At 69.6% G+C, this 25,406-nt stretch carries 21 protein-coding genes and 1 riboswitch; of the genes, 14 read left to right on the forward strand and 7 right to left on the reverse strand.

What is annotated here, in order from left to right; genetic code table 11:
- The first annotated feature begins 1 nt into the window (after nucleotide 1).
- The 5 genes from ACFO5K_RS14665 (at nucleotide 2) to ACFO5K_RS14685 (ending at nucleotide 4,562) form a co-directional block, all read left to right on the forward strand.
- Entirely contained in the window at nucleotides 2–871 is an 870-nt protein-coding gene (locus ACFO5K_RS14665; protein ID WP_378561876.1) for a carbon-nitrogen hydrolase family protein, read from the forward strand.
- A 10-nt stretch (nucleotides 872–881) separates the two neighbouring features.
- Nucleotides 882–1,502: a phosphoribosyltransferase gene (locus tag ACFO5K_RS14670; RefSeq protein ID WP_378561879.1), complete on the forward strand. Its 621-nt coding sequence runs from the start codon at nucleotides 882–884 to the stop codon at nucleotides 1,500–1,502.
- A gap of 11 nt (nucleotides 1,503–1,513) precedes the next feature.
- A riboswitch (cobalamin riboswitch) is annotated at nucleotides 1,514–1,647 on the forward strand.
- A 46-nt stretch (nucleotides 1,648–1,693) separates the two neighbouring features.
- Nucleotides 1,694–2,731: an ABC transporter substrate-binding protein gene (locus ACFO5K_RS14675; protein WP_378561882.1), complete on the forward strand. Its 1,038-nt coding sequence runs from the start codon at nucleotides 1,694–1,696 to the stop codon at nucleotides 2,729–2,731.
- The gene (locus ACFO5K_RS14680; protein WP_378561885.1) at nucleotides 2,719–3,768 is read left to right on the forward strand and encodes a FecCD family ABC transporter permease; all 1,050 of its coding nucleotides are present in this window, start codon (nucleotides 2,719–2,721) and stop codon (nucleotides 3,766–3,768) included. The genes ACFO5K_RS14675 and ACFO5K_RS14680 overlap by 13 nt, the downstream gene beginning before the upstream one ends.
- Entirely contained in the window at nucleotides 3,765–4,562 is a 798-nt protein-coding gene (locus tag ACFO5K_RS14685) for an ABC transporter ATP-binding protein (RefSeq protein WP_378561888.1), read from the forward strand. Before ACFO5K_RS14680 ends, ACFO5K_RS14685 begins: the two co-directional genes overlap by 4 nt.
- On the opposite strand, the gene ACFO5K_RS14690 is transcribed toward ACFO5K_RS14685, so the two are convergent.
- Both ACFO5K_RS14690 and ACFO5K_RS14695 read right to left on the reverse strand, forming a co-directional pair.
- Nucleotides 4,532–5,710: an alanine racemase gene (locus ACFO5K_RS14690; protein ID WP_378561891.1), complete on the reverse strand. Its 1,179-nt coding sequence runs from the start codon at nucleotides 5,708–5,710 to the stop codon at nucleotides 4,532–4,534. The genes ACFO5K_RS14685 and ACFO5K_RS14690 overlap by 31 nt on opposite strands.
- A gap of 46 nt (nucleotides 5,711–5,756) precedes the next feature.
- Nucleotides 5,757–6,236, reverse strand: coding sequence for a TetR family transcriptional regulator (locus ACFO5K_RS14695; RefSeq protein WP_378561894.1), 480 nt, complete (start codon nucleotides 6,234–6,236; stop codon nucleotides 5,757–5,759).
- A gap of 401 nt (nucleotides 6,237–6,637) precedes the next feature.
- On the opposite strand from ACFO5K_RS14695, the gene ACFO5K_RS14700 reads away from it, so the two are divergent.
- Nucleotides 6,638–7,381: a tyrosine-protein phosphatase gene (locus ACFO5K_RS14700; protein WP_378561897.1), complete on the forward strand. Its 744-nt coding sequence runs from the start codon at nucleotides 6,638–6,640 to the stop codon at nucleotides 7,379–7,381.
- Between the two features lie 15 nt (nucleotides 7,382–7,396).
- Here ACFO5K_RS14700 and ACFO5K_RS14705 read toward each other — a convergent pair whose 3' ends face one another.
- The gene (locus ACFO5K_RS14705; protein ID WP_378561900.1) at nucleotides 7,397–8,653 is read right to left on the reverse strand and encodes a class I adenylate-forming enzyme family protein; all 1,257 of its coding nucleotides are present in this window, start codon (nucleotides 8,651–8,653) and stop codon (nucleotides 7,397–7,399) included.
- Between the two features lie 82 nt (nucleotides 8,654–8,735).
- Nucleotides 8,736–9,530, reverse strand: coding sequence for an enoyl-CoA hydratase/isomerase family protein (locus ACFO5K_RS14710; RefSeq protein WP_378561903.1), 795 nt, complete (start codon nucleotides 9,528–9,530; stop codon nucleotides 8,736–8,738).
- 152 nt (nucleotides 9,531–9,682) lie between these two features.
- Here ACFO5K_RS14710 and ACFO5K_RS14715 point away from each other — a divergent pair, with 152 nt between their 5' ends.
- The 5 genes from ACFO5K_RS14715 to ACFO5K_RS14735 all read left to right on the forward strand — a co-directional run bounded on the left by ACFO5K_RS14715 (nucleotide 9,683) and on the right by ACFO5K_RS14735 (nucleotide 19,669).
- The gene (locus tag ACFO5K_RS14715; protein WP_378561906.1) at nucleotides 9,683–10,396 is read left to right on the forward strand and encodes a hypothetical protein; all 714 of its coding nucleotides are present in this window, start codon (nucleotides 9,683–9,685) and stop codon (nucleotides 10,394–10,396) included.
- A complete protein-coding gene (locus tag ACFO5K_RS14720; protein ID WP_378561909.1) occupies nucleotides 10,393–11,361 on the forward strand; it encodes an ATP-binding cassette domain-containing protein in 969 nt (322 codons plus the stop codon). The genes ACFO5K_RS14715 and ACFO5K_RS14720 overlap by 4 nt, the downstream gene beginning before the upstream one ends.
- Entirely contained in the window at nucleotides 11,358–12,140 is a 783-nt protein-coding gene (locus tag ACFO5K_RS14725; protein ID WP_378561912.1) for an ABC transporter permease, read from the forward strand. Before ACFO5K_RS14720 ends, ACFO5K_RS14725 begins: the two co-directional genes overlap by 4 nt.
- Entirely contained in the window at nucleotides 12,140–15,751 is a 3,612-nt protein-coding gene (locus ACFO5K_RS14730; protein WP_378561915.1) for an ABC transporter ATP-binding protein, read from the forward strand. The genes ACFO5K_RS14725 and ACFO5K_RS14730 overlap by 1 nt, the downstream gene beginning before the upstream one ends.
- A gap of 123 nt (nucleotides 15,752–15,874) precedes the next feature.
- A complete protein-coding gene (locus ACFO5K_RS14735) occupies nucleotides 15,875–19,669 on the forward strand; it encodes a multifunctional oxoglutarate decarboxylase/oxoglutarate dehydrogenase thiamine pyrophosphate-binding subunit/dihydrolipoyllysine-residue succinyltransferase subunit (protein ID WP_378561918.1) in 3,795 nt (1,264 codons plus the stop codon).
- Between the two features lie 113 nt (nucleotides 19,670–19,782).
- On the opposite strand, the gene ACFO5K_RS14740 is transcribed toward ACFO5K_RS14735, so the two are convergent.
- Together ACFO5K_RS14740 and ACFO5K_RS14745 are read right to left on the reverse strand one after the other, a co-directional pair.
- Nucleotides 19,783–20,280, reverse strand: a complete 498-nt coding sequence (locus ACFO5K_RS14740) for a hypothetical protein (protein WP_378561921.1) — start codon at nucleotides 20,278–20,280, stop codon at nucleotides 19,783–19,785.
- Nucleotides 20,281–20,654: 374 nt separating this feature from the next.
- A complete protein-coding gene (locus tag ACFO5K_RS14745; RefSeq protein WP_378561924.1) occupies nucleotides 20,655–21,266 on the reverse strand; it encodes a hypothetical protein in 612 nt (203 codons plus the stop codon).
- A 78-nt stretch (nucleotides 21,267–21,344) separates the two neighbouring features.
- On the opposite strand from ACFO5K_RS14745, the gene ACFO5K_RS14750 reads away from it, so the two are divergent.
- Nucleotides 21,345–21,908: a TetR/AcrR family transcriptional regulator gene (locus ACFO5K_RS14750; RefSeq protein WP_378561927.1), complete on the forward strand. Its 564-nt coding sequence runs from the start codon at nucleotides 21,345–21,347 to the stop codon at nucleotides 21,906–21,908.
- A 46-nt stretch (nucleotides 21,909–21,954) separates the two neighbouring features.
- Here the strand turns inward: ACFO5K_RS14750 and ACFO5K_RS14755 are convergent, their stop codons facing one another.
- Nucleotides 21,955–23,025: an NAD(P)/FAD-dependent oxidoreductase gene (locus ACFO5K_RS14755; protein ID WP_378561930.1), complete on the reverse strand. Its 1,071-nt coding sequence runs from the start codon at nucleotides 23,023–23,025 to the stop codon at nucleotides 21,955–21,957.
- A gap of 80 nt (nucleotides 23,026–23,105) precedes the next feature.
- On the opposite strand from ACFO5K_RS14755, the gene ACFO5K_RS14760 reads away from it, so the two are divergent.
- Both ACFO5K_RS14760 and ACFO5K_RS14765 read left to right on the forward strand, forming a co-directional pair.
- Nucleotides 23,106–23,690, forward strand: coding sequence for a helix-turn-helix domain-containing protein (locus tag ACFO5K_RS14760; RefSeq protein ID WP_378561933.1), 585 nt, complete (start codon nucleotides 23,106–23,108; stop codon nucleotides 23,688–23,690).
- Nucleotides 23,691–24,041: 351 nt separating this feature from the next.
- Nucleotides 24,042–25,346: a cytochrome P450 gene (locus ACFO5K_RS14765; protein ID WP_378561936.1), complete on the forward strand. Its 1,305-nt coding sequence runs from the start codon at nucleotides 24,042–24,044 to the stop codon at nucleotides 25,344–25,346.
- The last annotated feature ends 60 nt before the right edge of the window (nucleotides 25,347–25,406 follow it).

Genomic DNA, 25,406 nt, shown 5'->3' on the forward strand with positions numbered 1-25,406 from the left:
TATGCAACTGCCGAACCGCTCAGTACATCAGGAACCGGACGCGGCGACGGTGCCGGTCGCGGTCGTCCAATTCGCCCCGGAAACCGACCCGTCGGCCAATCTGGTCACCTTGCGTGAGCATGTGCGCACCGCCGCCGAAGCGGGCGCCCGGGTGGTGCTCGCACCCGAATACTCGATGTTTGCGGTGCCCCGTCTCGACGAGCGGGTGCTCGCGATCGCCGAGCCGCTCGACGGCCCCTTCACCACCGGGCTGGGCGCGCTCGCAGCGGAATTCGGAGTGTTCCTGGTGGCCGGTGTGGTGGAGCTGCCCGCGCCCGGAGCGCGGCGGATCAGCAATACGCTGGTGGCGCACGATCCCGGCGGCGCGGTGGTGGCGGTGTACCGCAAGGCCCATCTCTACGACGCGTTCGGCCAGCTGGAGTCCGATGTCGTGGCGGCCGGTCCGCTGGCCGAGCCGGCGACCTTCGCCGTCGACGGTGTGATCTTCGGCATGCAGACCTGCTTCGATCTGCGTTTTCCGGAGGGTTGTCGGCGTGTCGCGGTGGCGGGGGCGCACGTGCTGCTGCTGCCCGCGCAGTGGATTCCGGGCCCGGCCAAGGTGGACCAGTGGACCACGCTGCTGCGCGCGCGGGCCATCGAGAACACGATCTATGTGGCGGCGGCCGATCAGTGCGCGCCGCTGGGGGCCGGCGCGTCGATGATCGTGGACCCGGCAGGTGCGGTGCTGGCCGAACTCGGCGACGGACCGGGCGTACTCACCGCCACGATCGACCCCGCCCAGCTGGTGAAGGTGCGGGCCGCCAATCCCAGTCTGTCGCTGCGCCGCTTCGCCGTCACCGAACCTGTGTCGCCCGGCGCTGCCGCGGAGTAGTTTCGAGGTGATGGTCTATCCGGATCGCGCGGCCGCGGGCCGCGCCCTCGGCACCGCCCTCGAGCACCTGCGCGGCACCCGGCCCCTGGTACTCGGGTTACCGCGCGGCGGCGTGCCGGTGGCGGCGGCGGTGTGCGCGGCCGTCGACGGCGAGCTGGATGTGCTGCTGGTGCGCAAGCTCGGCCTGCCCGAGCACCCCGAACTGGCGATGGGCGCACTCGGTGAGACCGGGATCGTGGTGCTCAATCGCGACGTCATCGAGCGCGCGGGCGTCACCGATGCGGCCTTCGCCGAGGTGGAGCAGGCCGAGCGCGCCGAGCTGGCCCGCAGACAGGCCACGCTGCGCCGAAGCGCCCCGAGCCCGCTCACCGGCCGCACGGTGGTGCTCGTCGACGACGGCATGGCCACCGGCGCGACCGTGCTCGCCGCCTGCCGGGTGGCCCGTGCCCAACGACCCGCCCATCTCGTGGTCGCCATGCCGGTCGCCGCCCCCGAGGCCGTCGACCGGGTGGCACGCGAATGCGACGAACTCGTCTGCCTGCACACACCGGCCGATCTGGGCGGGGTCGGCATGGCCTACGAGGATTTCCACCAGCTCGACGACGCCGAAGTCGTGGCCCTGCTGCGCTGACAGCGCACCGGTATACAGTGTGCGCGGCCGTCGGTACGGCCACGATCGATGAGGGAACCCGGTGCGAATCCGGGGCTGACGCGCAACGGTAACGGTCGAGTTCGAGGACCGGAGCCCGAATACTCCTCGGTCGCGCACGATGAATTTCTCGGCTCCGCGACTGGGCCGCTGATGAAGGAGTTCGGCGCCGTATGCGCATTTCTCTCCGGTACCTCGGTGCCGCCCTCACGACCGCGGTCCTGGTGCTCGGCACCGGTTGCGCCACCTCCGATTCGGCGCGCGAACCCGGTTCGCGCGCACCGGGTTTCCCGCTGACACTGCGGAACTGCGGGCAGGCCGTCACCATCGACGCCCCGCCGCGGCGAGCCGTCTCGCTCAATCAGGGTTCCACCGAGATCCTGCTGTCGCTGGGGTTGGCCGACCGCATGGTCGGCACCGCCACCTGGACCGACCCCGTTCGGGAGAACCTCGCCGCGGCCAACGACACCGTGCCCCGGCTGGCCGACAACAAGCCGTCCTTCGAGGTGGTTCTCGACACCGAACCCGATTTCGTCTCCGCCTCCTTCGGCGGCACGCTGGGCCCCGGCGGCGTCGCCGACCGCGCCCAGTTCGCCGGCCTCGGGGTACCGACCTACCTCTCACCCACTGATTGCGACGGCAAGACCGACGAGAGCGTGAACGCCGACGGCGCCCGCACCGAACCGCTGCGCATCGACACCGTGTACCGGGAAATCCGCGATCTCGCGGCGATCTTCGACGTGCGCGACCGTGGCGAACAGCTGGTCACCGAACTCCAGGGGCGCTTCGCCGCGGCGACCGGCGCGGTCCGCGCCGAAGGTGTTTCGCTCGCCTACTGGTTCGCCGACACCGCCACCCCGTACATGGCGGGCTGCTGCGGCGCCTCGGGCATCATCACCAACGCGGTCGGCGCGCGCAACATCTTCGACGACACCACCGACGAATGGCCGCAGGTGAGTTGGGAGAGCCTGCTCGACCGCGACCCGCGCGCCCTCGTGCTGGCCGATCTGAGCCGGCGCAAGCTCGCGGGTGACGCTCTCGACAGCAAGATCGCCTTCCTGGAATCGGATCCGGTGGCTCAGCGGCTGACCGCGGTGCGCGAACGCCGCTACATCGTGGTCAACGGGGCCGACCTGAACCCGTCGATCCGCACGATCGACGGTGTCGAGAAGGTCGCCGCCGCGATGAAGCGGTGGGGATGGGCGCGCTGACCCCGGCGCCGGCACGACGCGGCGCGAGTGCGGTGCTGGCCGGGTATCTGCTCGCCGGGCTCGTGGTGCTGGCTGCCTCGATCGCGGTCTGCATCACCTTCGGACCCGCCGATCTGTCGGTGCCCGATGTGTACGCGGTGGTGCTCGAGCACCTCGGTCTCGGGCAGGCGCAGGTGAGCCGGATCAAGGACGGCATCGTCTGGGAGCTGCGGCTCCCCCGCACGTTGCTGGCCGCGGTGTGCGGGGCCGGGCTGGCGCTGTGCGGGACGATCATGCAGTCACTGCTGCGCAACCCGCTGGCCGACCCGTTCGTACTCGGTATCTCCTCGGGCGCGTCGACGGGCGCGGTGCTGGTGGTGGTGCTCGGGGTCGGGGCGGGCGCGGTGTCGCTGTCGGCCGGGGCCTTCGGTGGCGCGCTGGTGTCGTTCGCGCTGGTGATGTTGCTGGCCGCCGGCGCGGGCGGTGGTACCTCGCGGGTGGTGCTCGCCGGAGTGGCGGGCACCCAGCTGTTCTCGGCGCTCACCTCGTTCATCGTGATCTCCTCCGCCGATGCCGAACAGACTCGCGGGGTGTTGTTCTGGCTGCTCGGCTCACTGTCGGGGACCGACTGGACCGATGTGGTGATCTGCGCGAGCGTCACGCTCACCGGTCTGGTCGTGTGCTGGACGCAGGCCTCGGCGCTGGACGCGTTCACCTTCGGCGACAGCAGCGCCGCCGCGCTCGGCATCTCGGTGCGCTGGGTCCGCGTGGCACTGTTCGGGATCACCGCGCTGATCACCGCGGTGCTGGTGAGTGCGGCGGGCGCGATCGGCTTCGTCGGGTTGGTGCTGCCGCACGCGGCGCGCTTGCTGGTCGGGCCGGGTCATCGGAGTCTGCTGCCGGTGGCCGCGCTGGCCGGCGCGATCTTCCTGGTCTGGGTCGACGCGCTCGCCCGCACGTTCTTCGCTCCGGCCGAGATCCCGATCGGGGTGGTCACCGCGTTGATCGGGGTGCCGGCCTTCGCGCTGATCCTGTTCCGGATGCGGGGCCGTCGATGACGTTGCGAGCCGTGGACATCGCCTGGACCAGGGGTGGGCAGCCGGTGCTGTGCGGGGTGAGCATCTCGCCCGCACCGGGAGAGACCATCGGACTGCTCGGGCCCAACGGGTCCGGCAAGTCCTCGTTGCTGCGGCTGCTCGGCGGCCTCGACAGCCCCGACCGGGGGCAGGTGCTGCTCGACGACACCGATGTGCGTGCGCTGCGGCGCCGTCAGGTGGCGCGCCGGGTGGCCATGGTCGAGCAGCACGCCGACACCGAACTCGACATCACCGTGCGCGAGGTCGTGCGCCTGGGCCGGATTCCGCACGGCGGGATGTTCGGCGGCGACGAGGCGGCCGATCGCGAGGCGGTCGAGCGGGCGCTCGGACACACCGGCATGAGCGGACATGCCGCCCGGCGCTGGCACACCCTCTCGGGCGGGGAACGTCAGCGTGCGCAGATCGCCAGGGCCCTGGCGCAGGAACCCGACGAACTGCTGCTGGACGAACCGACCAACCACCTCGATATCCAGCACCAGCTCGAGATCTTGGCCTTGGTCGCGGCACTGCCGCTGACCAGCTACATCGCGCTACACGACCTCAATCTGGCCGCGATGTTCTGCGATCGGGTGGTGGTGATCGACCGCGGTCGGCCGGTGGCCGTGGGCACCCCGGCCCAGGTGCTCACGGCCGAACTCGTCGAGCAGGTCTATCACGTGCGCGCCGAGGTCGTCGTGGACCCGGTCGAGGGGTATCCGACCGTCACCTACCGGCCGCGGCGGGCTCAGCCGAAGCACTGTCCTTCGCCCCGGTAAGTGGGCACCGGGGTGCGCGCGCCCGGTTCCTCGACCAGGTGGACGGTGGCGAAGCGTTCACACAGCTCGCCCGCCTTCGCGTGGCGGAACCACACCCGGTCACCGATCTCGAGTTCGGCACCACCGGCCAGCGGGGTCTGTACCTCGCCCGCGCCCTCGGAGCCGAGCAGTTTCAAGCCGGCCGGCCACACCGGTACCGGCACCCGGCTCGGCCCCGCGGGGCCGGAGGCGATGTAGCCGCCGGCGAACACGGTGGCGATGCTCGGAGCCGGTTTGCGCAGCACGGGGGTGGCGAAGAACAGGGCCGGGCGCGGGGTGAAGGACCGGTAGTGGTCGAACAGGGTGGGCACGTACAGGCCCGAGCCCGCCGTCACTTCGGTGACATCGGGGTCGGTGATCGAGACTTCGATCGAGCCGGTGCCACCGCTGTTGACGATCTCGAGTGGGCCGACCACCGCACGCACCGCGTCGAGCACCTGGGTGCGTCTGCGGCCGATCTCCATGGCCGAGAGCCGTTTCACGACGCGCACCGCGGGGTTGCTGTCGGGCAGGCCCGCGATCTGCGACTCGTAGGTCATCACCCCGACCACCCGGAACCCGAGGTGGGTGGCTTCGGCGGCCAGTTCGGCGGCTTGATCGGGACTGCGCACCGGTGACCGGCGGGCGCCCAGGTGCAGCGGGCCGATCCGCAGGGCGGCATCGATGTCGAGGCAGATGCGCGGGTGGACCAGCTCGGTGCCGAGGGCGGTGCGGGTGAGTTCGAGCTGGGCGATGTCGTCGATCATCAGGGTGATCGAGTCCAGCAGCACCGGATCGGCGGCGAGTTCGGCCAGCGCGGTCCGGTCGAGCACGGGGTAACCGAGCAGGATGTCGCGGGCGCCGAGGCGGGCCAGCCAGATCGCCTCACGCAGCGAGTAGGCCATCAGGCCCGAGAAGCCGGCGCGGGCGGTGAGTTCGGGGCCGAGCACGCGCTCGAGCACGGCGCGACAGCGCACCGATTTGGTGGCCACCCGGATCGCGACGCCGTTGGCGCGGCGGGTGAGGTCGGCGGCGTTGGCGTCGAGGGCGGCCAGATCGAGGGCGGCCAGCGGCGGGTCGAGGTCGGCGGTCGCCGCGTGCAGGTGGTGCAGCACTGTCGTCTGGGTCACTCTTCTACTGAAGCACCAATTTGGTCATCCGTCCAGCATCGCGGACTCAGCGCTCGACGGCCTTGAGCGTGAGACAGCCGACCAGGTCGTCTATCACCACGAGAATGGTTTCGTCATTGCCGTCGGCCAGCCAGCGCAGGACCGCGCCGTGGAACACCGACACCAGGTAACCGGCCACCGAATCGACCGGTTCGAGCCACTGGGTGCCCGAGAGCCGGGCACACAGTCCGAGAAAGTCGCCGGCTTCGTCGTCCATCGCGCGGAACATCGCGACCGCGGTCGGATCGCCGACGGTCTCACCCCCGGGCGACCAGCGCTGGCGCAGGGTGCGCAGCGCGGCTTCATAGGCGGCCACCCGGCGCTCGGGTGCCGCCTTCACCAGCGGCCAATAGGCACTCAGACCGGCGTGTAGGTAGATCCGCAGCGCACGAACTCCGACTGCGTCCACACTCGCGGCGGCTTGCTCGACGGCCTGGCAGACATCGGGCCGCAACGAGGTTTCGGTAAGTTCACGACTGACGCTCAACGACGACTCCTCGGCAACAAAATTTCGCTACCCGCGGCGATGCGAGCTCCGTGGTATCGGTGACACCTAGCGGTTTCAACCTGACCAACGAGCTCGATCTTAGAAGGTTTTCTGGATTCACGAACTGGTTCAGCCATCCTTTTCAGACTGAAAGATTGTTTTGTTATCCGAATGCGACCTTTATAAAACCGACCGTACGGCTTAATTCTGTTCGCATTCCAACACTTCCGGGCCCCCTTGCCGGAATCCATATCTTGGTCGATTGTACAAGTGACCCGAAGTTCAGATCCGCGCATGTGGGCGACCACACAGTGACACTTCACCAAACAGACATACCGGGCTGGACGACCGATCTGCGAACTCGGCACCGCGCGCAACCTGGGCGCCGATAACCTGGACGAGTGACTCTCTCGCCTCCCGCCGACCAGTTCGCTCTCGGCGGCACCTTCAATTTCCGCGACGTGGGCGGGCTGCGCACCGCCGCCGGCACCACGGTACGCACCGGCGTGCTGCTGCGCTCGGCCCAGCTCAGCGGGCTCGACGAGCAGGGCCTGCGCACCCTGGGTGAATTGGGTGTCACCGATGTACACGATCTGCGCGGCCCGGCCGAGATCGATCACATCGGCCACGACGTGCTGCCCGCAGGCGTACGCCTGCACATCACCCCGTTCGACTCACGCATGGAAGAGGCCCCGCCGCACGAGGCGACCACCGTTTCGGCCTTCGCGCACATGGTCGAGGTCTACCGGCACTTCCCCGCCCTGCCCGAAGCGCACACCGCCATCACCGGCCTGGCCACCTCGATCGTGCGCGGCGAGGGCGCGGTGCTGGTGCACTGCGCGGCGGGCAAGGACCGCACCGGCTGGGCGGTGGCCACACTGCTACGCGCGGTCGGCGTCACCGAAGACCAGGTGTACACCGACTTCCTGGCCAGCAACGCCGCGGTCGAACCGCTGCGGGTGCTGCTGGAGCCGAAGATCGGCGGCGGCGAGGCACTGTCGGCCGATCTGCTCGGGGTTCGCGAGGAATACCTGCGCACCGCCGATGCCACCGTGCGCGAGCGCTACGGCGACACCGAGGGCTACCTCGCCGAGATCGGACTCGCCGGAGAACTGCGCGAGGCACTGCGCGCCAGGTTGGCTTGAGCCGGCCGGCTCGGGCTACGAGCCGCCGCCGGCCCGGCGGATCGGTTCGGCGCGGACCAGTCCGTCGGCGTCGATGCTCACCAGATCGCCGGTGTGGAACCAGCTGCCGCTGAAGCGGGCCACCGTGGCATCGGGGTCGTTCCAGTAACGACGGCTCACATTCGGCCCGCGGCACAGCAATTCGCCGCGCCCGGCGTCGGCGTGCGGGCCCGACAGCGCCAGTTCCGTGCCGCCGAAGGCGAACCCGAGCGCCGGTTCCTTGCGGGCCGATTCCGCGCGGTCGGTGTCGTCGACCATCAGGCCGATCCCGCTGGTCTCGGTGGCGCCCCACACCGACCACTGCCTGGCCGCCGGGAACACATCACGCAACGCGGCGGTGAGGGTGGCGGGCGCGGGCGCGGCGGCCCGCTCGGAACGATGGCACGCCTTGCTGATCCGCCGCACACCCGAACGCGGCGCGGCGAGCCCGGGAAGCAGACCGGCGAAGATGCGCGGGGTCGCCGACACGGTGTCGATCCGTTCGCTGACCAGCACGTCGGCCAGCCGGCGCGCGCCGGGGGCCAGCACCACCGTGCCGCCGACGGCGAAGGTCGGCAGCAGCTGGTCCACGCAGCCGCTGGCATGGGCCAGCGGCAACAGCACCAGGTTGCGCAGGCCGTCGGCGGGCAGGCCGAGCGCGCCGATCACCGAGGACACGGCCGAGAGCAGGTTCTCGTTGGTCAGCTCCACCCCGGTGGGCACGCCGCGCCGGACCGCGGCGCCGGTGTAGCAGAGCAGCGCCGGATCATCCAGTGCCGCACCGTCATCGATATAGGCGGTGCCCTCGGGCAGCGCGCCCCGGGGTCCGAGGACGAAATCGGCTCGGCTGTCGGCGATCACCCGGTCGGCGATCGCGGCGGGCAGCGCGTCGGGGACCAGTACCGGCACCGCACCCGAGAGCAGCGCACCGAGGAAGGCCTGCACCCAGCGCGCGCTCGTCGGCATGTGCACCGCCACGCGGTCGCCGTAGCCGATGCCGTGCGCCTGCAGTCCGCCCGCGATCCGCGAAGCGCTGTGCCACAGTTCGCGGTAGGTCAGGCGCGGGCCACCGACCTCGACGACCGCCTCCCGATTCGTGAACGCGTGCACCCGCAGATCGAGCAGTTCGGTGAGGGCCGGATGCAGATCGCCGTACCGCAACACCCCGTCGGGACCCCGGCGCAGCCGGCCCGCGGTGGCGTGGGCGCCGAACTCGATGACGGTCGCGTCCGGCTCGTGCTCACTGTGACCCATCCGGACCTCCACGTACGTCGATGCGGCAGCGCAGCTTCGACTATATGATGTGGGTCACAATCCTGTCAGGCACTCGGCGCGCTCACTCGCCGCGATAGCTCGCCTTACCGGGCCCGACATCGAGGAAACTGCGCACCGCCCCGCGCAGGTCCGCGGTGCCGAACAGCTCGCCCGACACCTTCGGCGTCACCGAATCCGCGTGTGCCACACCGCCGGAACGCCACGCCTCGATGATCTGCTTGGTCGCCGCGTGCGCGCGCGTTGGTCCGTCGGCCAGGCGGGCCACCAGGGTGCGGGCGGCGGTGTCGAGGTCGTCGTGGATCGCGTTGACCACACCCCAGTCGGCCATGGTCGCGGCGTCGTAGAGGTCGCCGGTCATCACGAACTCGCGGGCGCGGCCCGAACCGGCGCGCTCGGCCAGCCGCTGCGGGCCGCCCATCGACGGGGTGAGTCCGACCACCGTCTCCACCAGCCCGAATTTCGCCTTCGGCGCGGCCAGGATGATGTCGCAGGCCAGCGACATCTCGAAGGCGGCAGTGAGGGTGAGGCCGTGCGCGGCGAAGACCACCGGGCACCCCAGCGCCTCGAGCGGGTGGATGAGCTTGTCGAACAGCTCGCGCCACAGCTGCGCGCCCTCCTCGACGCTGCGCCCGTCGAAGATGTGCACGTCCACCCCGCCGGAGACCACTTTGCCCTCCGCCCGGATCAGCAGCGCCCGCGGCGGCTCTGCGCTCACCGCGGCGACATCGGCGATCAGCGCGTCGATCAGCTCGCGGTCGAACAGGTTCAGCGGCGGATGATCGATGGTGATCGTGGCGATCTCGGCACCGGCTGCGGTGAACTCGCGCGTCAATCGGGTCGGGTTGTTTTCACTCATCCGGTCAGCGTAGAACCCGGCGCGGGCCCACCGGGTGGCGAGCGCGCCCACAGCGCGGAACCGGGGTGTGTCGGTGCACGTTGGCATGATGAGCTGTCGGGGACCGAGGTGCCCTACAGTTCGACTCGTCGGGCGAAGAGGAGGACGACGCCGTGTTCAAGAGTGCGATCGAGAAGGCCGTGGTCGATGTTCTCGACACCGGTTCCAAGCTGCAGGCGCCTGCGGTGCGCCGCTATGTGCAGTACCTGCGGGAACGGCATCCCGGCGAGAGCCCGGCCCAGATCGTCGAACGGCTCGAGAAGCAGTACCTGCTCGCCGTCACCGGCAGCGGTGCGGCGGTGGGTGCCACCGCGGCGGTGCCCGGCGTCGGCACGCTGGCCGCACTCGGCGCGGTCGGCGCCGAAACGGCGTTCTTCATGGAAGCCTCGGCGGTGTTCACCCTCGCCCGGGCCTATATCCAGGGCATCGAACCCGAGGACAAGGAAGCCCGGCGCGCGATGGTGCTCGCGGTCGTGCTCGGTGACGCCGGTATGGCGATCGTGCAGAAGGGGCTGCGGAACTCGTCGAAGAACTGGGCGGGCGCGCTGGCGGGCAAGGTCCCCGGCCTGTCCGCGATCAACAGCTCGCTGTTGCAGCAGTTCGTCAAACGCTTCATCACCAAGCGTGCGGCGCTGATGGCGGGCAAGGTACTGCCCGCAGGCATCGGTGCCGCCATCGGCGGTGCCGGCAACCGGGCACTGGGCAAGGGCACGATCGACAACGCGCGCAAGGCGTTCGGCCCGCCGCCCGCGGTGTGGCCCGCCGGGCTGCACAACGTGATCGACGCCGATCCGCTGCCCGCGCTCGGCACGGCGACCGAGAAGTGAGCGGCGGCGGGGGCGACGCGGTGCGGATGCGCGGCGTCGGCAAGCAGTTCGAGCAGATCAGCGCGGTCGACGGGATCGACCTCACGGCGCGGGCCGGTGCGGTCACCGCGCTGGTCGGCCCGGCCGGTGCGGGTAAGACCACCGTGCTGCGGCTCGCGCTGGGTCTACTGGCACCCACCACGGGCAGCGTCGAGATCAGCGGGCCCGGTCGCGGGCCCGGCGCGGTCGGGGCGGTACTGAGCCCGCGCGGGCTGCATCCGGCGCGCACCGTGCGCGATCAGCTGTGGTGTTACGCGCCGCTCGCGGGTGTGCCGAACAGCCGGATCGACGCGGTGCTCGACGACACCGGCCTCACCGCCCTGGCCGACACCGAGGTGGCGCTGCTGCATCCGGGCCAGCAGACCCGGCTCGCGCTGGCCATCGCACTGCTGGCCGATCCGCCACTGCTGGTGCTCGACGATCTGTTCGCCGATGCCGACGGCATCGAACGCGGCTGGTTGCAGCAGTTGCTGCGCCGCCACGCCGAGCGGGGCGGCACGGTGCTGGTGAGCGCGAGCAGCCTCGCCGACGTGGTGTCGGCGGCCGATCAGCTCGTCGTGCTCAGCGAAGGTGCCGTGGCCTGGCGTGGCACGCCGGCCAAGCTGCGCCGCGGCCATCCCGACCGGCTGGTCGTTGCGGCCGCCCCCTCCATCGCGCTGGCCACGGCGCTGGCGGCCCAGGGGTTCACCGACGCGGTGATGCGCCCCGACGGGCGGTTGGCCGTGGCCGAGGCCGACGAGCCGACGATCCGCGCCATCGCCGAGGCCGCCGGCGTCCGGGTCGCCAGTATCGTGGCCGACCCGATCCACCCCGACCGGGTGCTGGCCTCGCTGACCAAACCGCGCACACACCAGCACCGCGTGCCCGCGCCCGCCGCGGGGACCGCCTTCGCCCCGATGCCGAACTCGTATGGGATGCCCCGATGACCACTGTGCTGCCCGCCGACCTCGTCCCCGGTTTCGATGCCGAGGCGCGCAAGGTCGTGGCCGTGAGCCAGAACCGGCTGCTGCTCGGCGCACCGGCCGCGGTGGCGGTGGTGGCCACCCTGATCACCGCGGTGATGTCGGGGCCCGTCGATCCGGACGGTCAGCCGGTCACCGGTGCGGCGAGCATCGGTGTCTACCTCGGCATGCTGGCGGTGTTCGTGACGGCCGCGCTGCTCGGCATCGTCGCGACCGGCGGCGAGTACCGGCGCGAGACCATGGCGCTGACGGTGCTGTTCTCCCCCGACCGCGACCGGCTGGTCACCGCGAAGTACGCCGTCACCGCCGCGTTCGCCCTGGGTGTCGCGTTGATCGCCGAGCTGCTGAGCTTGCTCATGCTCTTCGCCGCGGGTCGTGGCAAGTTCGAATTCGGCTGGACGCTGCTCGAGGTGCTCGGCGCCGGGCTGCTGGTGGCGATGTGCTGGGCGGTGCTCGGGGCAGGTATCGGGTTGCTGCTGCGCACGGTCAGTAGTGCCGTGTGGCTGGTACTGGGTTGGGCGTTGGTGCTGGAACCGCTGGTCTGGCTGGTGGCCAAAGGCTTCGGCATGGGCGGTTTCGCGGCGATCCTGCCGGTCTCGGCGACGGTGGCGGGCGTGAGCGCCGGTTCGTTCGACGAGGCCGAGGTCTTCGCGCCGACGCCGGCGGCGCTGGTCGTACTGCTGCTGTGGACCGCCGCGGTCGGCGCCGCCGGGTGGTGGGACCTGCGTACCCGCGACCTGTAGTGCCCGGCCGGGAAGCCTCCGGCGGCTGGATTCGCCGGCTCTGGCGCCTGTGCCTGCAGCATCCGCGCCTGCTGGCCGGTATCGGGTGCGCGGTGCTGGCCGGTGCGGGGATTTCGATCGCCGCACCGCTGGCCACCAAACGCGCCGTCGACGCCGCCGAAGCCGGCGACACCGCGGTGATCGGCAGCGCCGCCGCCCTGCTCGCCGTACTGGCGGTGAGCCGGTTCGTCGTCAGCTTCTCGCGCAGGCTGTGGGCCGGCAGGTTGTCGCTGGAAGTGCAGCACAGCCTGCGGGTGTCGCTGCTGGCCGCGCTGCAGCGCCTCGACGGCGCCGGCCAGGACGCGATCCGGACCGGGCAGGTGGTGTCGCGATCGATCACCGACCTGCAATTGGTGCAGGGACTGCTGGCGATGGTGCCGTGGTCGGGCCTGGCGGTGCTGCAATTCGTGCTGTCGGCGGTGGTGATGGTGTGGTTGAGCCCGCCGCTGGCGCTGGCCGCGCTGCTGGTGGCCCCCGCGATGGCGGTGGTGGTGCTGCGGTTGCGGCCCCGGCTGTACGCGGCCACCTGGTCGGCCCAGCAACGCGCCGCCGAGCTCGCCGAACACGTCGAACAGACGGTGACCGGCGTGCGCGTGGTGAAGGGCTTCGGACAGGAAGCCCGGATGGTCGACCTGCTCGAGGACCACAGCCGCACCCTGTTCGCCGAACGGTTGCGCGCGGCCCGGATCAACGCCCGGTTCGCGCCGGTGGTGTCGGCGCTGCCGCAGGCGGGGTTGGTCGCGGTGATCATCGTGGGTGGTTTCCTCGCCGCGCGCGGCGCGATCGGGGTGGGCACATTTCTCGCGTTCACCGCCTACCTGGCGACCATGACGTCCTCGGCCCGCACGATCACCTCGGTGCTGATCATGGCCCAGCTCACCAAAGCCGCCGCCGATCGCGTGCTCCAGGTGATCGACGCGGCGCCGGTACTGGTCGACCCCGAACAGCCGGCACAGTTGCCGCCCGGTCCGCTCGGCATCGAATTCGAGGGCGTGAGCTTCGGGTTCGCCGCCGATCAACCGGTACTCACCGAACTCGACCTCACCGTGCGCCCCGGCGAGACCGTGGCCGTCATCGGCCCGGCGGGCTCGGGCAAATCCACCCTGTCGCTGCTGCTGCCCCGTTTCTACGCGCCCGACACCGGCCGGATCAGTCTGGTCGGCACCGACGGCACCCGTGTCGACCTGGCCGAGCTGCGCGCCGAGGAATTGCGCGGCGCGCTCGGCGTGGTCTTCGACGACCCGTTCCTGTTCTCCGACACCATCGCCGCCAATATCGCGCTGGGCCGCCCCGAAGCCACCGACGCCGAGATCAGGGCCGCCGCCCAGGCCGCCGCCGCCGACGAGTTCATCACCGAACTGCCCGACGGATACGACACCGTCATCGGCGAGCGCGGCCTGACCCTCTCGGGTGGGCAACGCCAGCGCATCGCGCTGGCCCGGGTGCTGCTCACCCGGCCCCGGGTGCTGGTGCTCGACGACGCCACCTCCGCGGTCGACGCCGTGACCGAGGCCGAGATCTTCCGCGGGCTGCCCGATCCGGGCGGGCGCACCACCCTGATCCTGGCCCACCGCGAGTCGACCCTGGCCCAGGCCGACCGCGTCATCCGGCTGCCCGCCCCGGCCGGTGCGGTGGTTCCGACCGCCACCGGGCTCACCAAGACGCCCACTGGGCACGGCCGCCCGCGTTCGATGGCCGCGGCCTCGGCCGACCTGAGCGAAACACCGGAACTGCGCGCCGCCGTCGATGCCCTGCCACCGGCCACCGAGGCACCGCGGCTGCCCGGCGACCTGCGCGCACCGCAACCGGACTTCGGTCTGCGCGCGTTGCTGCGCCCGGTCCGCGCCCTGGTCGCCACGGTGATGCTGCTGCTCATCGCCGAGGCGCTGATCGGGATCGCCTTCCCGCCGCTGGTCCGCTATGCCATCGATACCGGCGTCACCGCGGGTGAGAGCTCTGCTCTGGTCGTGTCGGCGGTGATCGGGATCGCGCTGGTACTCACCGGGCTGGCCGTCGGCGTGGTGCTCACCGTGCTCACCGCCCGCACCGGCGAGCGAGTGCTGTTCGGGTTGCGGGTACGCAGCTACGCCCAGCTGCAACGGCTCGGCCTGGACTACTACGAGCGCGAACTGTCGGGTCGGATCATGACCCGGATGACCACCGACGTCGACGCGCTGTCGACCTTCCTGCAGACCGGGGTGGCGACCGGGCTGGTCGCGGGACTCACCCTGGTCGGGGTGTCGATCGGGCTGGTCGTCATCGACGCGGGGCTGGCGCTGGTGGTGCTGGCCACGGTGCCACCGATGCTGCTGGCCACCCTCGCGTTCCGGCGGGTGTCCTCGGTGGCCTACACCGTCTCGCGGGAACGGGTCTCGACGGTCAACGCCGATTTCCAGGAGAACATCGCCGGTTTGCGCGCGGTGCAGGCCGCACGCAACGAACCGCTCGCGGCGCGGCGTTTCACCGAGTACTCCCACCGCTACCGCGAAGCCCGCATGCGCGCCCAGCGCGCCATCGCCGCCTACTTCTCGTTCAGCCTGGCCTGGGCCGATCTGGCGCTGGCCGCGGTGGTCTATCTGGGGGCGAACGCGGTCGCCGACGGCCGGACCACCACCGGGACGCTGGTCGCCTTCGTGCTCTATCTGGGTCTGCTGTTCAGCCCGATCCAGGAGCTCTCGCAGGTCTTCGACGGCTACCAGCAGGCCCGGGTCGGTCTGCGCCGCATCGGCGACCTGCTGCGCACCCCGTCCTCGATCGCCGCCGACACTCCCGACGCGGTCCGTATCGACCGGCTGCGCGGCCAGATCGTCTTCGACGACGTCCACTTCCGCTATCCCGGCGCCACCACCCCCGCCCTCGACGGTGTGTCGTTCACCGTCCCGGCCGGCACCACCCTGGCGTTGGTCGGCGCGACCGGCGCGGGCAAGTCGACGATCGTCAAGTTACTGGCGCGTCTGTACGACCTGCCCGAGGCCCCCGCGGCCGGATCAATTCGGGTCGACGGTGTCGATGTACGTAAATTTGTGCTCACCGACTACCGATCGCGGCTGGGAATTGTGCCGCAGGAAGCTCACCTGTTCGCCGGTGACGTGGCGAGCAACATTGCATTCGGACAACCTTCTGCCACATCGGTGGACATCCGGGTGGCCGCCGAAAACGTCGGCGCGGCGGAAATGATCGACCGATTACCCCGGAAAATAAACCAACCGGTCGGTGAAAGAGGCCGCGGACTGTCGGCCGGACAACGGCAGCTCATCGCCCTGGCCCGGGCCGAACTGGTCGATCCCGACCTGCTGCTACTCGACGAAGCGACCTCCACCCTTGACCCCGACACCGAGTCATCGGTGCTGGTAGCGAGCCGATCGCTGGCCCGCGGCCGCACCACCGTCGTGGTCGCGCACCGGCTGGCCACCGCCGCGCGCGCCGATCTGATCGGCGTGGTCGAGCAGGGCCGTATCGTGGAATTCGGCACCCACCCGGAACTGCTCGCGCGCGGTGGCCGTTACGCGCGACTCTGGGCGGCGGGGCTGGAAGCGGAGGGAATAGTCTCGGCACAAGACCGGTCGTCATAGAGGAGATCGGGTCAGTAGCTACGTCGGTATGCCACTGGGCATATGCTCGGTGAGGGCGCATCGGCAGCCATCCGCTGATTCCCCTGCCGGGCACGTCACAAACGTCGCAGCGCGAAGAACGAAATGAGGCGAACACCAGCTGTGAGCAGCTCAACTTCCCAGTTCGGACAGAACCAGTGGCTAGTCGACGAGATGTATCAGAAGTTCAAACAGGACCCGTCCTCGGTCGACGCGAGTTGGCACGAGTTCCTCGCCGATTACACCCCGGAAGCAAACGATTCCGGTAACAGCCAGGCACCGGCGCCCGCCGCCGACCAGCCGGCTCCCGCGGCGTCCAAGCCCGCCGCGACCCAGGCCGCTCCCAAGGCGGCCGCACCCAAGGCGGCCCCCAAGGCCGACGCGGCACCCAAGACCAACGCAGCACCCAAGGCCGCTGCACCGGCGAAGCCGAAGCCCGCCCCCGAGACCGTGCGCGCGCCGCAGACCACGCCTGCACCGGTGTCCAACGCACCGGCCACCACCGCGCCGGCCAAGCCCGCCGCCGCCGAGAACAAGGTGCTGCGCGGTCCCGCCGCGGCCATCGCCAAGAACATGTCGGCCTCGCTCACCATCCCCACCGCCACCTCGGTGCGCGCGATCCCGGCCAAGCTGATGATCGACAACCGCCTGGTGATCAACAACCATCTGGCGCGCACCCGCGGCGGCAAGATCTCGTTCACCCACCTGCTGGGGTACGCGATCGTGCAGGCGGTCAAGGCGTTCCCGAACCTGAACCGGCACTTCGCCGAGGTCGACGGCAAGCCGAACGCGGTCACCCCCGCGCACACCAACCTCGGCCTGGCCATCGACCTCGCGGGCAAGGACGGCAGCCGCACCCTGGTCGTGGCCGCCATCAAGGGCACCGAGGACATGAGCTTCGGCCAGTTCCACGCCGCCTACGAAGACGTCGTCCGCCGCGCCCGCGAGGGCAAGCTCGGCGCCGAGGACTTCTCCGGTGTCACCATCTCGCTGACCAACCCCGGCACCATCGGCACCGTGCACTCGGTGCCTCGCCTCATGCCGGGTCAGGGCGCGATCATCGGTGCCGGTGCCATGGAATACCCGGCCGAGTTCCAGGGCATGAGCGACGAACGCCTCGCCGACATCGGTGTGGGCAAGCTGATGACGCTGACTTCCACCTACGATCACCGCATCATCCAGGGCGCCGAGTCCGGCGACTTCCTGCGCACCATCCACAACCTGCTGATCTCCGACGAGTTCTACGACGAGATCTTCCACGGCCTCGGCGTGCCGTACGAGCCGGTGCGCTGGCGCAAGGACATCAGCGCACGCGGTGTCGACAAGAGCGCGCGCGTGCTAGAGATGATCGCGGCCTACCGCAACCGTGGTCACCTGATGGCCGACACCGACCCGCTGCGCCTGGTCAAGGACAAGTTCCGCAGCCACCCCGACCTCGACATCACCCAGCACGGCCTCACCCTGTGGGACCTGGACCGCACCTTCGACGTGGGCGGTTTCCACGGCCAGGAGCGGATGAAGCTGCGCGATGTGCTGTCGATCCTGCGCGACGCCTACTGCCGCCACGTGGGCGTGGAATACACCCACATCCTCGAGACCGATCAGCTGAAGTGGATTCAGGACCGGGTCGAGCAGCAGCACGTGAAGCCGACAGTCGCCCAGCAGAAGTACATCCTGAACCGTCTCAACGCCGCCGAGGCGTTCGAGACCTTCCTGCAGACCAAGTACGTCGGCCAGAAGCGGTTCTCGCTCGAGGGCGCCGAAGCGGTGATCCCGATGATGGACGCCACCATCGACCAGTGCGCCGAGTACTCGCTCGACGAGGTCGTCATCGGCATGCCGCACCGTGGTCGCCTCAACGTGCTGGCCAACATCGTCGGCAAGCCGTACTCGAAGATCTTCACCGAGTTCGAGGGCAACATGAACCCGGCCGCGACCCACGGCTCCGGTGACGTGAAGTACCACCTCGGCGCGCACGGCCAGTACCTGCAGATGTTCGGCGACAACGAGATCGAGGTCTCGCTCACCGCCAACCCCTCCCACCTCGAAGCTGTCGACCCCGTGCTCGAGGGTCTGGTGCGGGCCAAGCAGGATCTGCTGAACAAGGGCGACGGCCCCGAAGGTTTCTCCGTGATGCCGCTGATGCTGCACGGTGACGCCGCGTTCGCCGGCCAGGGTGTGGTCGCCGAGACCCTGAACCTGGGTGGTCTGCGTGGTTACCGCGTGGGCGGCACCATCCACATCGTGGTGAACAACCAGATCGGTTTCACCACCGCGCCGGAGAACAGCCGCTCCACCGAATACTCCACCGACATCGCGAAGTTCATCGGCGCGCCGATCTTCCACGTCAACGGTGACGACCCCGAGGCCTGCGACTGGGTGGCCAGGCTGGCTGTCGATTTCCGGCAGAAGTTCCGCAAGGACGTCGTCATCGACCTCGTCTGCTACCGCCGCCGCGGGCACAACGAGGGCGACGACCCCTCGATGACCCAGCCGGAGATGTACGACGTGATCGACACCAAGCGTTCGGTGCGCAAGGCCTACACCGAATCGCTGATCGGTCGTGGCGACATCTCCATGAAGGAGGCCGAGGACGCGCTGCGCGACTACCAGGGTCAGCTCGAGCGCGTGTTCAACGAGGTCCGCGAGCTGGAGAAGTACGTGCCCGAGCCTTCGGAGTCCGTCGAGGACGACCAGAAGGTGCCCGCCACGGTGCAGACCGCGGTGGACAAATCGGTGCTGCAACGCATCGGTGACGCGTTCGTCTCCCCGCCCGACGGTTTCAACGTGCACCCGCGCGTGAAGCCGGTGCTGGAGAAGCGCCGCGAGATGGCCTACGAGGGCAAGGTCGACTGGGCCTTCGCCGAACTGCTGGCCTTCGGTTCGCTGATCGATCAGGGCCATGACGTGCGCCTGACCGGCCAGGACTCCCGGCGTGGCACGTTCACCCAGCGGCACTCGGTGATCATCGACCGGATCAACGCCCAGGAGTACACCCCGCTGCACAACATCGGCTCGGAGAACCCGGGCTGGTTCGCGGTGCACGACTCGGCACTGAGCGAGTTCGCGGCGGTCGGCTTCGAATACGGCTACTCGCTGGGCAACCCGAACGCGCTGGTGCTGTGGGAAGCCCAGTTCGGTGACTTCGTCAACGGCGCCCAGTCGATCATCGACGAGTTCATCTCCTCCGGTGAGGCCAAGTGGGGTCAGCTCTCCGACGTGGTGCTGCTGCTGCCGCACGGCCACGAGGGTCAGGGCCCCGACCACACCTCCGGCCGCATCGAACGCTTCCTGCAGCTGTGCGCCGAAGGTTCGATGACGGTCGCGGTGCCGTCGACCCCGGCGAACTACTTCCACCTGCTGCGCCGCCACGCCCTCGACGGCATCCGCCGTCCGCTGATCGTCTTCACCCCGAAGTCGATGCTGCGCAACAAGGCCGTGGTGTCCGACGTCCGGGACTTCACCGAGTCGAAGTTCCGTTCGGTGTTCGACGAGCCCACCTACGAACAGGGCGTCGGCGACACCGCCAAGGTCAAGCGCATCCTGCTCACCTCGGGCAAGCTCTACTACGAGCTGGCCGCCGAGAAGGCCAAGAACAAGCGCGAAGACGTGGCCATCGTCCGGGTCGAACAGCTCTACCCGATCCCGACGTACCGCCTCAACGAGGCCCTGGCCAAGTACCCCAACGCGACCGACATCGCCTGGGTCCAGGAGGAACCGGCCAACCAGGGCGCCTGGCCCTTCTTCGGCCTCAACCTCCCCGAGGTGCTGCCCGAACGCCTCGGCCGCCTGCGCCGCATCTCCCGCCGCGCCATGTCGGCCCCGTCCTCGGGTTCGTCCAAGGTGCACGCCGTGGAACAGGCCGAGATCATCGGCGAGGCTTTCGAGCCGACCACGTAGGGTTCGCACGCAACGGCTGACGCCGGGCCAGATCTTCGCGATCTGCCCCGGCGTCAGCCGTTTTCGGACGGCAGGGGCGGATCAGCATCGGATCCGCCCCTGCCGTCCGCTTCCTACTCGTTGAGGGTGATCCAGGCTCGGCCCGAGAGCTGATCGAGTTCGGGGTGGTGCGGGTAGAGGTCGGCGGTGGCGACGATTTTCGCTTCGACCCGGCCCGGCCCGGGGCCCATGCCCATGCCGGTGATCACGCCGTCCGTCGCGTTGATGACACCATTGCTGTCGACGGTGTGGGACTGACCGTTCTCCCTGCCGGTGTCGAGGTTCTTCCACTGCACCGCCACCCGGTAGGGCGAGCAGTTCTCGCCCGTCTGGACGATTTTCACGCGGACCCCGAGGTGCCCGGCCTGCGGCTGTGGCACCGTCTCGGCGTTGATGATGGCCGCGCAGCCGTTCCCCGGGATCCGGGCGAGCGTCGGGTTGAACTGCACGACTTGGTCGGACGGCAGGGCCGTCGCCGGACTACTGAACCCGACGAGCGCGGCAGCGGCCGCTGCGGCGGCCACCCCGACCCGAACCGAAACTCGCTGGCGTTTTTTGCTTTTCAGACTCATGATCCGAATTTCGCGCACCGTCCCGGGATCGTTAACGCCATGCACACCGACCACGACAACCGGTGCTGGAAGGCGGGCGAGAACGGTCCGCAGGTCGCCGGCGTCACCGACGACCAGGGCAACTGCCGCCGAACTCCATCAACCCCGGCGCGGGCAACCCGATGGTCCATGTCTGGATCGCTGCGCACGAATGCGGCCCGTTCGCGGCCTTGGAGGGTCACGGCGCGGGTCAGGCGGCCGCCGACAGCCTCCCCACGTGGCGGCACCGGCCAGCTCAACGGGCCCTGTCCCCCGATGGCCTAGGATCCGCGGTCATCGGCCCCTCGCTCGTCGCTCGGCGATCGTCTGACCTGGTCAGTATGGCATTGGAACGGTCAGATCGCCCGGTCCACCACCATGGCCGCGCGGATCGCGGCGACCGTGGCCCGTGGGTCGTCAGCCCAGAACACGACGGTGCTCGCGGTGAAGGTGCCGTGCGGGGTGTGGAAGGTCTGCGGTTCGATCAGGTCGACGCGGATATTGGTCGAACTGCCGACGATGACAGCGAGCGTTGTCTCTCCGGTTCCGGTGAGCTGTAGCGTTTTCGCGCTGTCGTAGGGACGCAGCTCGTTGCGTACGGTCCGGATGCCGGCCAGCGAGAGGTCGAGGGTGACCCGGCGCAGGTAGCGGACTCGCAGGAGTTCATCGGTGAGCACGTGGGGGTACACGTGGTGTGCGGCGAGCATGCCGGCCAGCCACAACAGTCCCCAGGCGCCGAGTAGCAGTGCGCCGGCCTGGACCGGTGCCCACGGGATGATCAGGTGGACAGCCGGGATCTCCACGGCGCTGACCAGGAGGAAAGCCCAGAGGAGTCCTGATACCGCGCCCGCGTATCGGATCGGCGTGCCGTCGGCGATGTCGGGTCTGCGGGCGAGGGCGCGCACGAGGCTCACCCAGAGGTCGATTTCGAGGCGGACGAAACGTCTTGCCAGCTGGACCGGGCGCATGGACCCTCCTTTTCAATACATTCGCATTGTAAAGACTCGAGGCAAGGCAATACAAGTGCATTGTGAAAGGATGGGTCCATGCCGAAACAGGTGGACCACAGTGCTCGACGCGCGACGATCAGCGACGCGGTGATGCGCCTGCTCGCCCGCGACGGCCTGGAGTCGATCAGCCTGCGCCATGTCGCCGCCGAGGCCGGGGTCTCCGCGGGCCAGGTGCAGCACTATTTCCCCAGCAAGGAGGCGATGATGGAGTACGCCACCACCACCATCGCCGAGCGGATCGCCGCCCGGATCAGCGCCGCGGGCCCCGATCCCGACCTGCACCGGATGCTCACCGCGCTGCTGCCCACCGACGCCGAATCCGCCGCCGACACCCGGGTCCTGATCGGCTATCTGGCCTTTGCCTCCGTCCGCCCCCAGGTGGCGGCGACCCTGGCCGCCAACGGCCTGGCCTTCCGCGACCACCTCGCCGCCCTGCTCCCCCGGCACCGCGACCCCACCTCCGCGGCCGACACCCTGCTCGCCCTGCTCGACGGTCTCGCCCTACACGTCACCGTCGGTCAGCTGTCCCCCGCCAAGGCCCGAAGCTTGCTGTCCGCCGCCATCGACGACGCTCAGGCTGCCCGCCCCGACCGACGCTGACACCGGACTGGGGAGCAGGGTGACCCCGTGGCTGCCCGAGCCGAACTCAGGGAGCCACGGCCGCACCCGACGCCGCCCGCAACCGCTCGACTGCCGCGGCGGTATCGGCTGTCACCAGTTCCGCGTTGAGCTGCGCACCGGCCATGGCTCCGGCCGCGGCGGCCGCGCCGACCTGTGCCATCGGGTCGGTGGCGTTGCCCGCGACCCACACACCGGGTACGGCGGTGCGGCCGCCGGGTTCGGCGGGGATGTGGTCGCCGATGCCGGACGGGTGGGGTTGCGGGGTGAGCCCGAGGGCGGTGAGGAAGGTGGCTCGGGTGCCGAAGCGGGGTCCGACCACCAGGGCGTCCCGGTCGACGACGGTGCCGTCGGCGAGGCGCACGCCCGTCAACCGGTCATCGGCCGCGAGCACTTCCGTCACCTCGCCGTCGACGATCCGGATACCTTGTGCCATCAGCTTTTCGGTGTCTTCGTCGGTCAACGGTTGCGCGGTGTGCGACAGGAAGACGATGTCGTCGCTGAGCTGGGTGAACAGCAGCGCCTGGTGCATCGACATCGGCCCGTTCGCCAGCACGGCGATGCGCTGATCACGTACCTCCCAGCCGTGGCAGTACGGGCAGTGCAGCACGTCGTGGCCCCAGTGTTCGCGCAGGCCGGGGATATCGGGCAGCACGTCGGCGAGTCCGGTGGCGATCAGGATGCGCCGGGTGCGCACGGTGCGGCCGTCGGCCAGTGTCACCAGGAACTCAGCGGCGTCCGTGCCGTCGCCGGACCCGACAGGTTCGTCGACGCGCGGCGCGGAGCGGCCGCTACCCGGCCCCGAACCCGCTGAGCCCGAGTCTGATTCAGCGATCCGGTCCACCCCGACCGCCTCCCCCGACACGATGTGCCCGCCGTACCCGCGCACCTCGCCGCGCCCCACCTCGAGCAACTCGAGCGGCGACATCCCGTCGCGTCCGAGCAACCCGTGTACCCCGTCGGCTGGTGCGTTGCGGGGTGAGCCCGCGTCGATCACCGCCACCGAGCGCCGTGAACGCGCCAGCATCAGCGCGGCGTTCAACCCGGCGGCTCCGCCACCGAGCACCACCACGTCGTAGAAATCGTTCAACTCTGTCATCTCGACCTCCTTCGAAATCCACAGTGCACCCGACGAGCAGGCGCGGCAACGTTCATTGCCGTTATGGCAAACTGATGGGTATGGACGACCTCGAACACACCCTGGACTCGGTCGGCCCGCGGTTGCGCTCGCTGCGCAAGCAGCGCCGGACCACCCTGGCCGACCTCTCCGCCGAGACCGGTATCTCGGTGAGCACCCTGTCGCGCCTGGAATCCGGCGACCGCAAACCGACCCTGGAACTACTCCTGCCGCTGGCCAAGGCGCACGGCGTCACCCTCGACGAGCTCGTCGACGCCCCACCCACCGGCGATCCACGCATCCACCTGCGCCCGGTCACCCGGCACGGCATGACCATGCTCCCACTCACCAAACGCGCGGGCGGCATCCAGGCGTACAAGATGATCATCGCCCCCGGCGCCCGCGACCGGCCCACCACCCCGCAGGTGCACGAGGGTTACGAATGGCTCTACGTCCTCAACGGCAGGCTGCGCCTGATCCTGGGGGACAACGACGTGGTGCTCACCCCCGGCGAGGCCGCCGAATTCGACACCCACGTGCCGCACTGGTTCGGCCCCGCCGACGAGGAGTCCGTGGAATTCCTCAGCCTGTTCGGCAAGCAGGGTGAACGCGCCCACCTGCGCGCCCGCCCGAAGGGCAGCAGCTGATCTCGGCACGGTGATCCGGCGCCGTGCCGCTCGGCGGCACTCGCCCATAATTCGATCGCAGCATACCCCGGACCGACGGGCCACGACGTCGAATTCCGCCGCTTCCGACGCCACCCGATCGGGGGGATGTTCGCCGAATTCGATGCGCTTAGAATTCATTCGAGGCGAGGACCTTGATCCTCCCTCGAGTTATCCAGGGGCAGCGTTCGGACAGGCATGCATATTTCGCACGCGTGAAATGTCGGCTGCACCGGCGAATGAGGGGTACGCGATGAATTCACAATTCCCGGAAAGACGCCGCGGCGATACCGCGCCAGTGAATTGCCTTTTCCCGGATCGGTTGCCGGCATCATGACCCTGCAATATCGGCTTCGGTGGTTGTCCCTGCACGGTCTACCGCGGGCGGTACTGCGGGTGCAGTCCCGCCGCGGCGACCCCTTCGCCCGGATGATGGGCCCGGAGGGCATCGCCGACCCGCACCCGTACCTGGAACGGATTCGCGCCCAGGGCAAGCTGGTGAAGACCCCGCTCCCCTGGGCGACCTGTGACCATGCGCTGGCCCGGACGGTCCTGCGCGACAACCGGTTCGGGGTGCGCAGTTCGGCCAGGGTCGAGATCCCCCAGTTCTTGCAGAAGCTGGCGAACCGGGTGCCCCCGCCGGCCAATCCGGCCGATCCGCCCGCGATGCTGCGAATGAACCCGCCCGAGCACACCAAGATGCGCAGGCCCGTCGTCTCGGCCTTCACACCGCGCGCGGTCGACAAGCTTCGCGACCGGGTCGAGACCGTCACCGACGAGCTGCTGCACGCGCTACCCGATGACGGCTCGGTGGATCTCGTCGAGGCGTTCGCGTCCCGGGTGCCCATCGCGATCATCTTCGAAATGCTCGGTATGCCCCGCCAGGACCAGGAGAAGTTCCTGCGCTGGGGCGAGGCGATGACACCGATGCTCGACGTCGGCATCTCCTGGCACACCTACGACCGCGCCATGCGTGCCGCGCAGGAGCTCAACGACTACCTCGACGTGCACATCGAACGGTTGCGCCGGGAACCGGGCGAAGACGTCCTGAGCAACATGATCAAGGGCGCCGAACTCGATCACTACGCGCTCAAGGCCAACACCAGCATCATCATCGGCGCCGGATTCGAGACCACCGCCAATCTGATCAGTCATGCCGTGAGCCTGTTGCTCACCCACCCCGAGCAACTGGACCGGTTGCGTGCCGAACCGGAGCTGTGGCCCAACGCCGTCGACGAAGTCCTGCGGTACGAGCCGCCGGTGTTCATCACCGCCCGCTCCGCACTGACCGATCTGGAACTGGCGGGCGTGCAGTTGCCCCAGGGCGCGATGGTCATGCTGTCGCTGGCCGGCGCGAACCGCGATCCGGCCGTCTTCGACGACCCCCACCGCTTCGATGTCGCCCGGTCGAACGCCGGTGAGCACTTGGCCTTCAGCAGCGGCGTGCACACCTGCTTCGGCGCCAATCTGGCCCGGATGGAAGCCGGGCACGCATTGCGCGCGCTGTTCACTCGCTTCCCCGACATGCGCGCGGCCGCCCCACCCCGGCTGCGCCCGCAACTGACTTTCCGCGGCTACGAGCACGTGCCGGTCGAGCTGGGCCGCAGCGTCGATGCGACCCCGTCCGCGATCGGCTGAGACAACCCCCGTTCCGAGCGCAATGTCGCGCCCCTTTTCGAGCAATCGATGTCCCCCGGC

It is taken from the genome of Nocardia halotolerans, assembly GCF_042650145.1.
GTDB lineage: Bacteria > Actinomycetota > Actinomycetes > Mycobacteriales > Mycobacteriaceae > Nocardia > Nocardia halotolerans.

Coding starts and splice junctions, on each gene's coding strand:
- ACFO5K_RS14750 (WP_378561927.1), top strand. CDS start 21,345: ATGCCGAAACAGGTGGACCACAGTGCTCGACGCGCGACGATCAGCGAC.
- ACFO5K_RS14740 (WP_378561921.1), bottom strand. CDS start 20,280: ATGAGTCTGAAAAGCAAAAAACGCCAGCGAGTTTCGGTTCGGGTCGGG.
- ACFO5K_RS14675 (WP_378561882.1), top strand. CDS start 1,694: ATGCGCATTTCTCTCCGGTACCTCGGTGCCGCCCTCACGACCGCGGTC.
- ACFO5K_RS14755 (WP_378561930.1), bottom strand. CDS start 23,025: ATGACAGAGTTGAACGATTTCTACGACGTGGTGGTGCTCGGTGGCGGA.
- ACFO5K_RS14685 (WP_378561888.1), top strand. CDS start 3,765: ATGACGTTGCGAGCCGTGGACATCGCCTGGACCAGGGGTGGGCAGCCG.
- ACFO5K_RS14735 (WP_378561918.1), top strand. CDS start 15,875: ATGAGGCGAACACCAGCTGTGAGCAGCTCAACTTCCCAGTTCGGACAG.
- ACFO5K_RS14725 (WP_378561912.1), top strand. CDS start 11,358: ATGACCACTGTGCTGCCCGCCGACCTCGTCCCCGGTTTCGATGCCGAG.
- ACFO5K_RS14765 (WP_378561936.1), top strand. CDS start 24,042: ATGACCCTGCAATATCGGCTTCGGTGGTTGTCCCTGCACGGTCTACCG.
- ACFO5K_RS14760 (WP_378561933.1), top strand. CDS start 23,106: ATGGACGACCTCGAACACACCCTGGACTCGGTCGGCCCGCGGTTGCGC.
- ACFO5K_RS14710 (WP_378561903.1), bottom strand. CDS start 9,530: ATGAGTGAAAACAACCCGACCCGATTGACGCGCGAGTTCACCGCAGCC.
- ACFO5K_RS14705 (WP_378561900.1), bottom strand. CDS start 8,653: ATGGGTCACAGTGAGCACGAGCCGGACGCGACCGTCATCGAGTTCGGC.
- ACFO5K_RS14745 (WP_378561924.1), bottom strand. CDS start 21,266: ATGCGCCCGGTCCAGCTGGCAAGACGTTTCGTCCGCCTCGAAATCGAC.
- ACFO5K_RS14680 (WP_378561885.1), top strand. CDS start 2,719: ATGGGCGCGCTGACCCCGGCGCCGGCACGACGCGGCGCGAGTGCGGTG.
- ACFO5K_RS14665 (WP_378561876.1), top strand. CDS start 2: ATGCAACTGCCGAACCGCTCAGTACATCAGGAACCGGACGCGGCGACG.
- ACFO5K_RS14670 (WP_378561879.1), top strand. CDS start 882: ATGGTCTATCCGGATCGCGCGGCCGCGGGCCGCGCCCTCGGCACCGCC.